13 protein-coding genes are annotated in these 14,954 nt (G+C 44.5%); 8 read left to right on the top strand and 5 right to left on the bottom strand.

The features are described from left to right. Nucleotides 1-31 precede the first annotated feature (31 nt). The gene (locus QYT14_RS00065; protein WP_288324005.1) at nt 32-1,540 is read right to left on the bottom strand and encodes an arylsulfatase; all 1,509 of its coding nucleotides are present in this window, start codon (nt 1,538-1,540) and stop codon (nt 32-34) included. A gap of 160 nt (nt 1,541-1,700) precedes the next feature. On the opposite strand from QYT14_RS00065, the gene QYT14_RS00060 reads away from it, so the two are divergent. Continuing rightward, entirely contained in the window at nt 1,701-2,297 is a 597-nt protein-coding gene (locus QYT14_RS00060) for a DUF4923 family protein (protein ID WP_237038221.1), read from the top strand. A 112-nt stretch (nt 2,298-2,409) separates the two neighbouring features. Here QYT14_RS00060 and recA read toward each other — a convergent pair whose 3' ends face one another. The 4 genes from recA to QYT14_RS00040 form a co-directional block, all read right to left on the bottom strand. Then, nucleotides 2,410-3,453, bottom strand: coding sequence for a recombinase RecA (gene recA / locus QYT14_RS00055; protein ID WP_237038222.1), 1,044 nt, complete (start codon nt 3,451-3,453; stop codon nt 2,410-2,412). A 28-nt stretch (nt 3,454-3,481) separates the two neighbouring features. Continuing rightward, on the bottom strand, nt 3,482-3,928 hold the full coding sequence (bcp, locus tag QYT14_RS00050; protein WP_237038223.1) for a thioredoxin-dependent thiol peroxidase: 447 nt from the start codon (nt 3,926-3,928) through the stop codon (nt 3,482-3,484). 15 nt (nt 3,929-3,943) lie between these two features. After that, a complete protein-coding gene (locus QYT14_RS00045; protein ID WP_237038224.1) occupies nt 3,944-5,137 on the bottom strand; it encodes a saccharopine dehydrogenase family protein in 1,194 nt (397 codons plus the stop codon). Nucleotides 5,138-5,217: 80 nt separating this feature from the next. After that, nucleotides 5,218-6,471: a hypothetical protein gene (locus QYT14_RS00040; protein ID WP_288324004.1), complete on the bottom strand. Its 1,254-nt coding sequence runs from the start codon at nt 6,469-6,471 to the stop codon at nt 5,218-5,220. A 122-nt stretch (nt 6,472-6,593) separates the two neighbouring features. Here QYT14_RS00040 and QYT14_RS00035 point away from each other — a divergent pair, with 122 nt between their 5' ends. From QYT14_RS00035 to QYT14_RS00005, 7 genes are all read left to right on the top strand, one after another. After that, on the top strand, nt 6,594-7,388 hold the full coding sequence (locus QYT14_RS00035) for an META domain-containing protein (protein ID WP_237038428.1): 795 nt from the start codon (nt 6,594-6,596) through the stop codon (nt 7,386-7,388). Nucleotides 7,389-7,987: 599 nt separating this feature from the next. Beyond that, complete coding sequence (dnaK, locus tag QYT14_RS00030; RefSeq protein ID WP_237038227.1) at nt 7,988-9,907, top strand: molecular chaperone DnaK; 1,920 nt, start codon at nt 7,988-7,990, stop codon at nt 9,905-9,907. A gap of 203 nt (nt 9,908-10,110) precedes the next feature. Then, nucleotides 10,111-10,656, top strand: a complete 546-nt coding sequence (locus QYT14_RS00025) for a helix-turn-helix domain-containing protein (protein ID WP_120129211.1) — start codon at nt 10,111-10,113, stop codon at nt 10,654-10,656. After that, nucleotides 10,653-11,915, top strand: coding sequence for a site-specific integrase (locus tag QYT14_RS00020; protein WP_151873159.1), 1,263 nt, complete (start codon nt 10,653-10,655; stop codon nt 11,913-11,915). Before QYT14_RS00025 ends, QYT14_RS00020 begins: the two co-directional genes overlap by 4 nt. A 314-nt stretch (nt 11,916-12,229) precedes the next feature. Continuing rightward, nucleotides 12,230-12,583: a helix-turn-helix domain-containing protein gene (locus QYT14_RS00015; protein WP_117931917.1), complete on the top strand. Its 354-nt coding sequence runs from the start codon at nt 12,230-12,232 to the stop codon at nt 12,581-12,583. Then, complete coding sequence (locus tag QYT14_RS00010) at nt 12,580-13,179, top strand: BT4734/BF3469 family protein (protein ID WP_288324002.1); 600 nt, start codon at nt 12,580-12,582, stop codon at nt 13,177-13,179. Before QYT14_RS00015 ends, QYT14_RS00010 begins: the two co-directional genes overlap by 4 nt. Beyond that, nucleotides 13,130-14,932, top strand: a complete 1,803-nt coding sequence (locus QYT14_RS00005) for a DUF3987 domain-containing protein (RefSeq protein ID WP_288324192.1) — start codon at nt 13,130-13,132, stop codon at nt 14,930-14,932. Before QYT14_RS00010 ends, QYT14_RS00005 begins: the two co-directional genes overlap by 50 nt. Nucleotides 14,933-14,954: the final 22 nt, after the last annotated feature.

The following is a 14,954-nucleotide window of genomic DNA, read 5'->3' as shown; positions in this document are numbered from 1 at the left end:
CACAACCCCTACGAGATAAATCAAGTGAGTATCATTTCTTTTTCGGATAATTAGGTCCGTAGAGCATGGTCTTTTCACGCACCACCAATTGTCCGTCTTTCACAAACTCTTCACCGCGTTCGCTCAGATGGCGCACCATTTCAGCACGCATCTCAGCCAGTTGCTTTTTATATTTCTTGTCGTTGGCAGCATTGTGCAATTCTTTCGGGTCTTTTACCATATCGAACAGTTGTTCTTCTCCGGTGTGGAAATACCAAACGTACTTAATCTTGCCGTCAGTCAGGGCGCACCAATAATTATCGGCACTATAACAGGTAGCATGCTCCAAATCGATATATTTGCGCCAGTTGGTTTCCGTACCTTTGGCCAGTGCCAGCAACGAACGTCCGTCCATATCGGCAGGAACAGTTGCATCGGCTGTTTCGAGGAAAGTAGGAAGAAGGTCACGAAGTTCTACAGGAGCATCCACTTTTCCCGGAGCCACTTTCTCTGCTGCAGGCCATTTCACGATATAAGGAATATGTGTAGAGCCTTCATACGGATATGTCTTTCTCCAATGATAATGGTCGCCCATCATGTCACCATGATCGGATACAAAGATAATCAAGGCATTGTCATACATACCTTTTTCTTTCAAAGCCTTCACCACGCGACCTATCTGCTCGTCTATAAACGTGATATTGGCATAATAATAACGTTTGGAATTACGCGCATACTCGTCACCGAAGTTGCCGTAAGGCGCATCTTTGGCAGCCTTTTCAGGGTCAAGCTGCCCGGCCCATTTGCCACACCAGTCACCGATAAACGGATCGGGCACCTGAGCATCTTTATACATATCGAGATATCGCTGCGGCGGATCATACGGACTGTGAGGGCGTGCAAAGGATACCTTCAGGAATAATGGCTTCTCATTATTGTCATAGTTTTGAATAAGCTGGCAAGCCATCTCTCCCGTCCAATAAGTGGGATGAAGATTTTCCGACAATTTATAGATGGAAGCACTGTGGTCGTTCCAGCCGATACCGGTCTCATCGGGATTCTTTCCGGGGGCCTGTATCTGGAACCACTGGCGATAGTCACTGGTGAAGTTAGGGTCTTCTATGCGTCCGCTTTCATCCAGCAGCGTCCCCTCAAAGCCGTGTTTGACGCGCTGCGGATGCCAATGCATCTTTCCGATACCGAAAGTGTAATAGCCGGCATCCTTCATCATCTGCGGCATCTCATATTTATATTCGGGTGACACTTCTCCATAGCCCAGCAAGCCGTGATGCCAGGGAGAAAGTCCGGTGAGCATTCCCGCACGGGCAGGAGTACTGCTGGGACAAGAAGAATATCCATTCATAAACAGTGTTCCCTCGCCGGCCAACCGGTCCAGATGGGGAGAGATGACAGTCTCATTGCCCATACAGCCCAAGGCGTCGCCCCGTTGTTGGTCAGTCATTATCAAGATAACATGTGGATGTTTTTGCGCGTAAGCAAACGAAGAACATAGTCCGGCTGTGACAGCCAATGTACATTTCAAATTGGTTACAATACTCATATTTATTTTGGTTTTTCATGGTGTTATGCAGCAAAGATAGTAAATTTTCGGATACGCTGAACTACAAATCACAACAGAAAAAGGGTTTGATATGCATCAAATTGTTTTATAGAAAGCTTTATCGTATCTTTGCAACCGTTTAATAAAACCTAATAGAAAGATGAAGAAGAGAATTTTACTGAAAAGTATTTGGATTTTATTGGTGATGTGTGGGGTGTCTGCCAATGCCGGAGCACAGGATTTGAAATCCATATTGTCGGGGGTGGCGAAGGCTGTTGTCGGAAATAAGGCTACAACGGCTTCTTCTATTATCGGCACATGGACGTACTCCGGTCCTGAATGTCAGTTCGAAAGTGAGAACCTGTTGGCAAAGGCCGGTGGCGAAGTGGCTGCTAAGGAAGTGGAAGAGAAAATGACGGCCGTGTATAACAAAGTAGGTATGGATAATATCCGCTACACTTTCAATGAAGACGGAACTTACTCTTATCAGATGAAAAAACGTACGGTTACGGGGACTTATGTGTTTGATGATGCCGCAAAGACCATTACCATGACAGGCAAACTGGGACTGAAGACTGTGGCTTATGTCACAGTGACAGGCAATGACATGAGTATGGTGTTCAAAGCGGACAAATTGATGTCCATCCTGAAGACCATTACCGGAGCAGCATCGAAAGTGAACTCCACCGCAGCCACCATCAACAGTGTGGCGGGAGCTTATGACGGTCTGATGCTGGGCTTTGAGCTGAAGAAATAAGCCGGATGGAGTATTCGTGCGAAGCCATTTATAGTTTAGGCACGGATATCACGGATTTTTACGGGACTAATCCTCCGTATCCATCCGCATCATCCGTGCCTAAACAGTATATTTATTCTTTATCCTTCAGTGCGGCAAAGATAAGTCCTTCCAGTTCTTCCGCCAGTTCGGGGTTGTCCTGAATAACCTGTTTGGAAGCATCACGGCCTTGTCCCAGTTTGGTATCATTATAGCTGTACCACGAACCGCTTTTCTTGATAATGCCGAGCTCGGCTCCCAAATCGATAATTTCTCCGGCTCTGGAGATACCTTCGCCAAACATGATATCGAATTCGGCTTTGCGGAAAGGAGGAGCCACTTTATTCTTCACCACCTTTACACGTGTCTGATTTCCGATTACTTCCTCGCCGTCCTTCAACTGTGTGGCACGACGGATATCCAGACGTACCGAAGCATAGAACTTCAAGGCATTACCGCCGGTGGTTGTTTCGGGATTGCCGAACATTACACCGATTTTCTCACGCAACTGGTTGATAAAGATACAAGTCGTATTGGTCTTGCTGATGGCAGAGGTGAGCTTGCGCAATGCCTGTGACATCAAACGTGCCTGAAGTCCCACTTTATTGTCACCCATATCACCTTCGATTTCAGCTTTCGGTGTCAGTGCCGCAACAGAGTCAATCACAATAATATCGATGGCCGAAGAGCGAATCAACTGTTCCGCAATTTCCAATGCCTGCTCGCCGTTGTCCGGCTGAGAAATCCACAGGTTATCTACATCCACTCCCAGTTTGGAAGCATAGAAACGGTCGAATGCATGTTCCGCGTCGATAAATGCAGCGATACCTCCCGCTTTTTGAGCTTCGGCAATCGCATGGATAGCCAATGTTGTTTTACCGGATGATTCAGGTCCGTATATTTCAATAATTCTTCCTTTCGGATAACCGCCTACGCCGAGTGCGGCGTTCAAGGCGATGGAACCGGTCGGAATCACCTCTACCTGCTGAACGTTTTCATCTCCCAATTTCATGATAGAGCCTTTGCCGAAGTTCTTCTCTATCTTGTCCATTGCAGCTTGCAGCGCTTTCAGTTTTTCGCTGGTTCCGGCACCCGGCCCTGCTGTGAATGGAATTTCTTCGTTATCTTTTTTAGCCATAAGATTTCTTTTTGGTCTGTTAAGTAAATTATAAAATTTGCTGAGCGTGCTCTTTTGTCTTCACCTCTTTGGGAGAGATGACACGCTCGATTACACCTTCTTCGTTTATGATAAAAGTAGTGCGGAACGTACCCATATATTTGCGTCCATACATACTCTTCTCGCCCCATACGCCAAACTGCTCCACCAGTTTCTTGTCGGTGTCTGCGATTAGCGTAAAAGGCAGTTCGTTTTTCTCGATAAACTTCTGATGCGACTTGGCATCGTTGACACTCACCCCTATCACTTCGTAACCTTTGGCACGCAGTTCGGAATAATTGTCACGCAGGTTGCACGCCTGTGCAGTGCAACCGGAAGTCATATCTTTAGGATAAAAATAGAGTACTATTTTCTTTCCTTTATAATTGCTCAAACGAATTTCTTCTCCCTTTTCGTTCAAGCCCAGTATTTCGGGAGCCTTGTCTCCTACGTTCATATCTTGTCTCTGTTTTTAAAGTTCCAAATCTCCGTCCAACACTTCGTGCCAAGGCAAACCCTGCTTATTGAGCTGTTCCATGAACGGGTCCGGGTCAAACTCTTCCACATTCCATACACCGGCACGTTTCCACAGTCCTTTGAGGAACATCATGGCACCAATCATGGCAGGCACACCGGTGGTATAGCTGACGCCCTGCATACCGGTTTCCTTGTAAGCTTCCTGGTGGCTACAGTTATTATACACATAGTAAGTGCGCTCTTTGCCGTCTTTGATACCACGGATGCGGCAACCGATAGAGGTTTCGCCTTCGTAGTTCTCACCCAAATCCTGCGGGTTGGGCAATACGGCTTTCAGGAATTGCAAGGGAACAATTTTCATGCCGTTATAATCTATTTCGTCGATGCGTGCCATACCGATATTCTGGATTACACGCAAGTGAGTCAGATACTCCTGTCCGAAAGTCATCCAGAAGCGGGCGCGCTTGATAGTCGGGAAATTCTTGACCAACGACTCCAGTTCTTCGTGATACAGCAAATACGAGTCACGGGGACCGATGTTGGGATAAGTCAAATCCTTATGAAATTCCAGCGGCTTGGTAGTCACCCATTTGCCGTCTTCATAATAACGTCCGTTTTGAGTGATTTCGCGAATATTGATTTCGGGATTGAAGTTGGTGGCAAATGCCTTATGATGATTACCGGCATTGCAGTCCACGATGTCCAGATAATGCATCTCATCAAAGTGGTGCTTGGCAGCATACGCCGTATAGATGCCGCTTACCCCCGGGTCGAAACCGCAACCGAGAATAGCTGTCAGACCGGCTTCTTCGAAACGTTTCTTGTAAGCCCATTGCCAGCTGTATTCGAAGTGGGCTTCATCTTTCGGTTCATAATTGGCTGTATCCAGATAGTTCACTCCGGCTTTCAGACAGGCCTCCATAATGGTAAGGTCCTGATAAGGCAGGGCTACATTGATAACGATTTCGGGTTTAAAACTATTAAAAAGTTCCACCAGTTCGTCTACATTGTCTGCATCGACCTGAGCTGTTTTAATAGCAGGATTACCGATTGCCTTAACGATTGCATCACATTTTGATTTGGTGCGGCTGGCAATCATAATGTCTGTAAAAACATCAGGATTCTGAGCCACTTTGTGTGCCACGACAGTACCTACACCGCCTGCACCGATAATTAATACTTTACCCATTTGTTCTCTTTAGATTAAAAAATAAATTGCCCGGTAAAACATACCGTTTGCCGGGCAAAGATAACAAAATATTTTGGGTATTAGTTAATACGTTCCAGTTTCTTATGGGTAAAATCCAAGGATTTTCTTTGATAATACCAAGTTTCATATCCTCCCGTCACTTTGTGCACGCGGATGGGGTCGCCTAAAGACAAGCGGCATTCGTCTGTCGTCATGCCTTTGCGCACTTCGCCGTGGCTGATGAGATCCCAGGTCTCTTCGGTGGTATCGGGGTATTTGGCACGCAGGTTACCGATGCCAAAGATATCGGCAAAATAGTTGTCGTTGCGCAAGGCCAGGTTGGTGACACTTGCGTGTACGAAAGTCGTCTTCATCCGGTAAGACTTTCCATCTGCAGCGGCCAGTTCGAGTGTCACAGACTGAGTTCCGTTTTCGGCAATGATGTCTTTGATGACGAACTGCGTGTATTTAGGCAGTTTGACAGTCATGCCGGCATCGTCGGTACATGCCGTCTCCGCTTTCAGGTAAACGGGCTTTTTGCCATATTTCTCCATCAGTGTCCGGGCTTTCTTGGCATTGGCATCACTGAAACTGAATGCATTGGGGAAATATTTATTTTTCTTTTCCATGATAAAATCATTGTCGAGCATCCCGCAATTGGTCTTTGAGATGGCTACCGGCTGATAATACGTGTTTCCCTTGGAATCGGAGAATACAATCTTCACCGGAAAGGCCCGGCTGTCCACTCCCACGGCGGTCACTGTCACCTTCTCATTCAGGCCGATGTGCACTTCCTTGTAGCCGGAGGTGCTGTTAGGGTCGTCTATACGCACTTTGTCGGTGCGCATATACAGCGTTTCGCCTTCCAGCAAATCCTTGGCGATATCCACATCGCCCAGATAGGCAAGGGTCGGAATGCCGGCTTTGGGTTTCATACAATATTGCTCCAGTGTGATGTTCTTCACCTCGTGGTAGTAGGGCTTCCCCTCACAATCAAAATTGAAATGCACGAATCCACGGTCGGTCACTTCAGTACCCAAAAATTCCATAATCTTGTACTTCAGCTCGCCGGAGTCCACATCCTTGCCGGTCTCTGCCGATTTAAAGACCGGAATGACAAGGTCTTTCCGTTCCGGGATGACCATAAACTTCATCCCCGGTGTCCAGTCGCACAGACTGTAGTATTTTAAATGGTCGTCGATAAATTGTTTCTCCGGTGATTCCACAGAAGAACTTGCCTGTCGGGATGCAGTGGAGACTATATAGCCGTTCTGTGCATAACAGCCTATACAGCATCCTACCACCCAAAATAGCATGCATAAAAACCTTTTCATATCATTTTTTGTTAATTTATAAAGTATGGCAAAGGTACAAAAAAATTGTTTATTATTACTGCAAATGAAGAATTATATATAGCTTTGCGCACTAAACTAAATGATTTAACGAAAAAAGTATGATGAAAAAAGTAATTTTAAAAATGGCGGCTGTTTGTGCCGGTGCACTGATTTTAGCTTCATGCGGTGGCAGCAAGAATATGTTAACACTCTCTTCCTTGAACGGTGAATGGAACATCACCGAAGTGGACGGACAGAAAATCACGGATAAGAAAATGCCCTTTATCGGTTTTGACGTAGCTCAGAAGCGCATCTACGGAAACAGTGGCTGCAACCGTATGATGGGTACCTTCGAGGCCGATTCGCTGAAACCCGGAGTATTGTCTTTCGGCCCTATCGGAAGCACACGTATGGCTTGTCCCGATATGCAGACAGAACAAAAGGTGCTGAACGCGCTGAACAAGGTGAAGTCGTATGAAACTGTATCAGACCAACCCGAAATCATCGCATTATGCGGCGAGGACGGCAAAAAGATGCTGACGCTGGAGAAAAAAGACGAATCGCAGGTTTCATTGGCAGACCTTTCAGGCGAATGGGCCATTGAATTGGTAAATGGCAAGAAAATAGTGGGTACTGCCGAAGTCGCTCCGTTCATTGGTTTTAATACCGACGAGAACCGCATTTACGGCAATGTAGGTTGCAATAGCATCAACGGTGCTTTGCTTCAGGACGAGAAGGCGGCCAACTCGCTGAAGTTTGAAAATATTGCCACCACCATGATGATGTGTCCCGACATGGAGACGGAAACCATCGTGCTGAACGCGCTGAACGAGACAAGAAGTTTCTCAATGAAAGACGGTAAAGTATATCTGCTCGGAGAAAACGGTAACGAGCTGTTAGTCTTGAAGAAACAATAAACAGACAGTAGATATTATTAGAATAAACGAGGAATGCCAAAAGTTATTTTGGTATTCCTTTTTTACTATACAAACAGGCGGTTTCGGCCTCTTTTTTCGTTAACATTTTTTGTGAATATTCATTGGTCATAAGTCTGTACATGCAACCTACTGATAAACAACAACATACGAACCCTCTTCGAACAACAGTCGGACACACATCCGGACACCCTTTCATAGTATATTTAGAATTAAAAAAGAAACAAGAAAAGAACTCTCTTTGAGGAGCGTCTTTTTTGTTTAGACGGTAAGGCTAAAACGTAACCATTGTTTCGGCAAACAATGGCGGGTGTTTGCTGAAAGTGTCTCCATTGTTTCTCAAAAACCTCTTGAGAGTTTTTCCATGCAAAAACTGACAGTGTTGCTCCTGTTCTGCCTTTTCTGTCGGCCGACGCCGAAAAAGAATGCGCCATTTTGTCAGTTGCCGCCGCCATTCCTGCTTTGGCATACCGTTTGCTTGATAGAAGGCGTGCGGTTGGTGCACGAAAAGAAAAAAATTCGTGAACCATTCGCCGGGAAATCAGTTTAATTGAAAACAAATAAATAAAAAATATACAGTTATGGGAAAGATTATTGGAATTGACTTAGGAACAACAAACTCATGTGTTTCAGTATTTGAAGGTAACGAACCGGTAGTAATCGCCAACAGCGAAGGCAAGCGTACCACCCCCTCTATCGTGGCATTTGTCGACGGCGGCGAACGTAAGGTGGGTGACCCTGCAAAACGTCAGGCTATCACTAACCCGCAGCGTACTATCTTCTCCATCAAACGTTTCATGGGCGAAACTTGGGACCAGGTACAGAAAGAAGTGACACGTGTTCCCTACAAAGTAGTGAAAGGCGACAACAACACTCCGCGTGTAGACATCGACGGACGTCTTTACACTCCACAAGAAATCTCGGCCATGATTCTTCAGAAAATGAAAAAAACTGCCGAAGACTATTTGGGCCATGAAGTAACCGAAGCCGTTATTACCGTTCCGGCATACTTCTCTGACTCACAGCGTCAGGCTACGAAAGAAGCCGGACAGATAGCAGGTCTGGAAGTGAAACGTATCGTGAACGAACCGACTGCCGCTGCGTTGGCTTATGGTCTGGACAAGGCTCACAAAGATATGAAAATTGCTGTATTCGACCTCGGTGGCGGTACATTCGATATCTCTATCCTCGAATTCGGCGGTGGTGTATTCGAAGTGCTTTCTACCAACGGTGATACTCACCTGGGTGGTGATGACTTCGACCAGGTAATCATCGATTGGCTGGTACAGGAATTCAAGAACGACGAAGGCGCGGATTTGACAAAAGACCCGATGGCAATGCAACGTTTGAAAGAAGCTGCTGAAAAAGCGAAGATTGAATTGTCTTCTTCTACTTCAACAGAAATCAACCTGCCATACATCATGCCGGTAGACGGTATGCCTAAGCACTTGGTTAAGACTTTGACTCGTGCTAAGTTCGAAGCTTTGGCTCACAACTTGATTCAGGCTTGTCTTGAACCTTGTAAGAAAGCGATGAGCGATGCAGGTTTGAGCAACTCAGATATCGATGAAGTAATCCTTGTAGGTGGTTCTTCTCGTATCCCGGCTGTTCAGGAATTGGTAGAGAAATTCTTCGGCAAGACTCCTTCCAAGGGTGTGAATCCGGATGAAGTGGTTGCTGTAGGTGCTGCTGTTCAGGGTGCTGTTTTGACAGACGAAATCAAGGGCGTAGTATTGCTGGACGTAACTCCGTTGTCAATGGGTATCGAAACATTGGGTGGTGTGATGACCAAGCTGATTGATGCCAACACTACTATCCCGGCACGTAAGAGCGAAACTTTCTCTACTGCTGCTGATAACCAGACCGAAGTGACTATCCACGTACTTCAGGGTGAACGTCCGATGGCCGCACAGAACAAGTCAATCGGTCAGTTTAACCTGACAGGCATCGCTCCTGCCCGCCGTGGTGTACCTCAGATTGAGGTGACATTCGATATCGACGCCAACGGTATCTTGAAAGTATCTGCCAAGGATAAGGCTACCGGCAAGGAACAGGCTATCCGTATCGAAGCTTCATCCGGTTTGAGCAAGGAGGAAATCGAAAAGATGAAAGCCGAAGCTGAAGCTAATGCAGAAGCCGACAAGAAGGAACGTGAAAAGATTGACAAGATGAATCAGGCTGACTCTATGATTTTCCAGACAGAAAATCAGTTGAAGGAGTTGGGCGACAAGTTGCCGGCCGACAAGAAGGCTCCGATTGAAGCTGCTCTTCAGAAACTGAAAGATGCTCACAAGGCTCAGGATGTAGCCGCTGTGGATACTGCTATGGCTGAACTGAACACTGCATTCCAGGCTGCAAGTGCTGAAATGTATGCTCAGAGCGGTGCGCAAGGTGGCGCTCAGGCCGGTCCGGGCGCAGGTGCAGGACAACAAGGTGCACAGGGAGCTTCTTCTAATGGTAAAGAAGATATTCAGGATGCTGACTTTGAGGAAGTCAAATGATTCCGATAAGGATACAGATAATAAACAATAAGCAAAAGCGTGCATCTCAATGAGTTGCACGCTTTTTGCGTTTATGGGGTTCATGGTTGCTATGCGTTTTCTATGGGCTTTTTTATCTCTTATTTACGACATGTTTGCGACACGTCTTATTTGGCGATAAGGTACAACTTAGATTGATATAAACCATTTAAAATGAGAAGAATATGCCAAGAGGAAATTACACCATTCAAAGAAGTTGCGAGGAGTGTGGTAAAATCTTTACTCCTCCCACATTAGTGTCGAAGTATTGTTGCCCTGCTTGTTCCAAGAGAGCATATAAGAAAAGACAAATCGCAAAAGAGAAAGAAGCGATACGCCAAGCACTGATTAGACGAATACCATCCTGCAAGGGGTATCTAACCGTAAAAGAGGCTATGTTGATTTACGGCATTAGTAAAGACGTTCTTTATCGTATGATACGGCAAGGCTTGATACCGTCATACAATTTTGGTCAGCGTCTGATACGTCTTAGTCGGCAGTATATGGATGAACATTTCAAAACAAAGGCAGGGAGTAGAAAGAGAAAAAAGGAGGCATTGTCCTTTGAACCCAAAGATTGTTACACCATCGGAGAGATTGCCAAGAAATTCCATATCAATGACAGCAGTGTATTTAAGCACATACGCCGTCATTCTATTCCTACACGCCAAATCGGTAACTATGTTTATGTTCCCAAATCTGAAATTGATAAATTATACAAGTCGTTATGAAGAAAGCATTACCTAATACCAAAGTGACCGTCAAGCTCAGAAGGTCGAACTACAAAGAAGAGTGGTATCTGATTATAGAATCATACCCAGTTTATAAGCGAGGTTCAACTCGGGCAAGCCGTGTGGTAGAATCCATTAACCGGACTATATCTACACCCATTTGGGACAAGTCGTCCATTACACGTATCCTGCCGGATGGAACATTCAACTATAAGCCTAAACGTGATTTGAATGGAATTATCCAATGCCGTTCAACGATAGACCAAGAGGCTTGCATCTATGCCGACAATGTGCGGAAGTTACGACAGCATGAATACGATAGTGCCATCCTTTACACTGATAAGGAAAACGAAATCGCTGCACAGAATGAGCGGAGCGAACAGGATTTTATCAAGTATTTCAATCGTATTATAAGCACACGTCATCCCAATAGTTCCGATTCGATAATAGTCAACTGGAGGCGTGTAGGCGAACTGTTGAAAATGTATTCGCAAGGGCAACCAATTCCATTCAAGGCGATTTCCGTTAAACTGCTTGAAGATATTAAGATGTTCCTTCTCCGTGCTCCAATGGGAGGAAATAAGAAAGGTACTATCTCACAAAACACGGCATCGACTTATTTCTCTATACTCAAAGCAGGATTGAAACAGGCATTCATTGATGAATATCTGACCGTTGATATAAGTGCGAAAGTAAAGGGAATAACAAACATTGAGAAACCTCGTGTTGCGCTTACTATGAATGAAGTACAGATGTTGGTTGATACTCCTTGCAGGGATGATGTTTTGAAACGTGCGTTCTTGTTCTCTATTCTCACTGGATTGCGGCATAGTGATATTCAAACTTTGAAATGGAAACAAATTCAGCAAACAAGCAAGGGCACATGGCAAGCAGTCGTAATTCAGCAAAAGACAAAAAGACCCGATTACAAGCCGGTCATTCAACAAGCACTTCAACTATGCGGCATACGTCCAGACGATGATGAAGCACTTGTTTTTGAAGGATTGACTGATGCCTCTTGGATTTCTCGTCCGTTGAAAGTCTGGATAGAAGCATCCGGTATCAAGAAGCACATCACCTTCCATTGTGGCCGCCATAGCTACGCTTCGCTGTTGCTGGAAAATGGCGTTGACATATACACTATCAAGTCTTTGATGGGACATACTAACGTCAAAACCACGCAGATTTATACGCACATCGTAAACGAACAAAAAGAGAAAGCCGCCAATACGCTGCATATAGACAATTTGGATTTATAGGTTGTGGTGGTTATATCCACCATTGAGCACCAACGACTTATGTAATACCAATTATATACTTACCACCGTTTACCCCTCATGAAGCATCAACTTTTTGAGGGGTATTTTGTAGTATAGAGGTGTTCAGTAAAGAATGTGTTAGTCCAAACAGTCGTTTATTCCCCTTTTATTATGTTGCCCAATAAATTTTCGTATTAATGAAACTTAAATCTGTCAGTGGTAAATGAGCGGTTGATTGGTGGCGGTCAAGCACCTATTTAGCACCTATAAGCATCCCTATACTTTTGCAGCATAAATTTTAATACGAAGAAAAAATGGCTTATAAAGTAAATTCATTGGAGGAAATGCCGAATGCGTTGTCCTACCTGATTGAGTCCGTAGAAGCACTACAAACCAAAGTAAATGCCTTGCAGCATAAGCAAGCAAGTAATTCACCCAAGTGGATGGATATAGACGAGCTTTGTGCTTATCTGCCATCGCATCCAGCCAAGCAAACGGTTTATGGATGGGTATCAACCAAACAGATTCCCGTACATAAAATAAATAAAGCGTTGGCTTTTCTGCAATCTGAGATTGACGATTGGTTGAAGAACAAATCGCATAAGACACAGGATGACTTAATGGAAGAAGCCAGACGATTTGTCGAATCTAAAAAGATTATCAGATGATGGAAACGACAGACTATTGCTTTTCGTTCTTTCGCAAGCCTATTCAAAACATCGAACCGATAAGGGCGGTAGGTATTGTGGATGTGTATCGTTATATCATCGGGTATTATGCCCAACCACAAACCGAAGCCCTGCGTTTGATGCTATCTTCTCCCGAAGCCAAAAGATATAAAGCCACTCATTTTGACTATTGTACTTTTTCGGGATTATTCCGCAAGCGTAATGAGAAGGAACTGATTATGCACTCAGGATTGATGTGTTTGGATTTCGATCATGTGGAGAACATTGGGGAGTTAAAACAGCAACTACTCAACCATGAGTATTTTGATACGGAACTGTTATTTGTCAGTCCATCCGGTAATGGATTGAAGTGGATAATACCTGTTGACTTGAAAGGCTGGGAACATTCCCGGTACTTCAAGGCTGTTGCCAACTGCATCAAAGCAACAGGTTTGCCATTAGTGGATATGTCCGGCAGTGATGTGGCTCGTTCATGTTTTTTATCCTACGACCCACAAGCATATATTAACCATAAATACAAAGATGATGTCGAAGAAAATCTTTTCTGCCCAAGATTGGGAGAATGTCCCTTCTGAAATACAACAGGCACATACACCAAGTATTGTCCCTATATATGATAAGGTGGAGGATGATGTGGAAAGTGTTGTTCGGGAGATAGAACGGCGTGCTATTGATATAGCTCCTCATTATAAAGATTGGGTGGAGTTGGGCTTTGCGCTTGTGGATGGATTGGGAGAGAACGGACGGGAGTATTATCACCGCATCAGCAGGTTTTACCCTACCTATCAAAGGGAAGAAACGGATAAACAATATACGCATTGTCTGCACTCCAAAGGGCAAGGCATTACTATCCGTTCTTTCTTCCATTTGGCAAATCAAACCGGAATCTCATTGGCTCCGTTCTTCAAAGAGCATTTATCCATTTTGCCAAATATCCAAAATGATAAAACGGGTAAATGGATAAAATCAGAAGAAGAACTTCCTGTATTTCCTGCATGTGTGTTTGAGAATCTTCCTCCTTTTCTAAATGAGGTTGTCAATAATTCCATTTCGGTAGATGACCGTGATACGATACTGATTGGGGCTATTGTGTGTTTGTCGGTCTGCTTTCATAATGTTTGTGGCGTGTACGATGAACGCATTGTTTATCCGAATCTATATCTGTTCGTGGTGGCAGATGCCGGTATGGGAAAAGGAGCATTGACCTTATGCCGAGAATTGGTAGCTCCCATTAACCGTAATTTGCATGAACTTTCCAAACGATTAGAGCAGGAATACAAAGAAGCGATGAGTGCTTATATCAAAGGTAAGAAAACTGATGGAATGACTATGCCAACAGAACCGCCCATGCGTATGCTCGTCATTCCTGCCAATAGTAGCGCAAGTTCTTTCTTGAAGATATTGGGAGATAATGACGGTATCGGACTATTGTTTGAATCGGAGGGCGATACATTAAGCCAGACTTTGAAGTCGGACTATGGCAATTATTCTGATGTGTTGCGAAAGGCATTTCATCATGAGCTGGTAAGTTTGAGTCGGCGCAAGGACAGGGAGTATTGCGAAGTAGCTAATCCGAGAGTTTCGGTAGCTTTGGCTGGAACTCCCGAACAGGTAAGAAAATTGATACCTGATGCGGAGAACGGATTGATGAGTCGCTTTTGTTTCTATATTATCCGCTTCAAACGAGGTATAAGAAATGTGTTTGCCACAAGCGACATTTCTCAATCCAAGAATGCCATGTTCAAACTGTTGGGAGATAAATTCTGTCATTTGCATGAGGAATTTGTACGGCAGGGTAATTATTCCTTTTCTCTTCCCTCTGATTTGCAGGAACAGTTTATTGAATATCTCAGTCGTGTGAATGAGGAATGTTGTGACGAAGTGGATAACAAGATGCAAGGAGTAGTCAGACGGATGGGACTGATTGCTTATCGTATAATGATGGTGTTGACCTCTGTCCGACATTTGGATAATGTGATTCACAAATCTTCTTCTGACGAGACTGTACAATTGGTTTGCCATAAGTTTGACTATTCCATAGCCATGAGTATTTGCGACACCCTGCTTTATCATGCCGTATTCATTTATCAGAATTTGTCAGGAAATCAGTCTAAGCGATTCAATACCGCTTCGCAAGAGACGGGCGTTTATGTACGAAGGAACACTCTTTATAATATGTTGCCTGACACTTTCACAAAGAAAGATTATGATGCGGCGGTTTTAACTTTGGGCGAGAATGGAAGTACGGCAAACAAGTGGATAGAAGCCTTTATTAAAGATGGTAAGCTATGCCGAATAGAGCAAGGGAAATATAGGAAGATTTTTTGAGTGGCAAGTTTGTGTTTTAGTG

This window comes from uncultured Phocaeicola sp., from assembly GCF_948499155.1.
GTDB classification, from domain to species: Bacteria; Bacteroidota; Bacteroidia; order Bacteroidales; family Bacteroidaceae; genus Phocaeicola; species Phocaeicola faecalis.
Note: the sequence above shows the minus strand (reverse complement) of the source record. Positions and strands in the feature narration are given on the sequence as shown.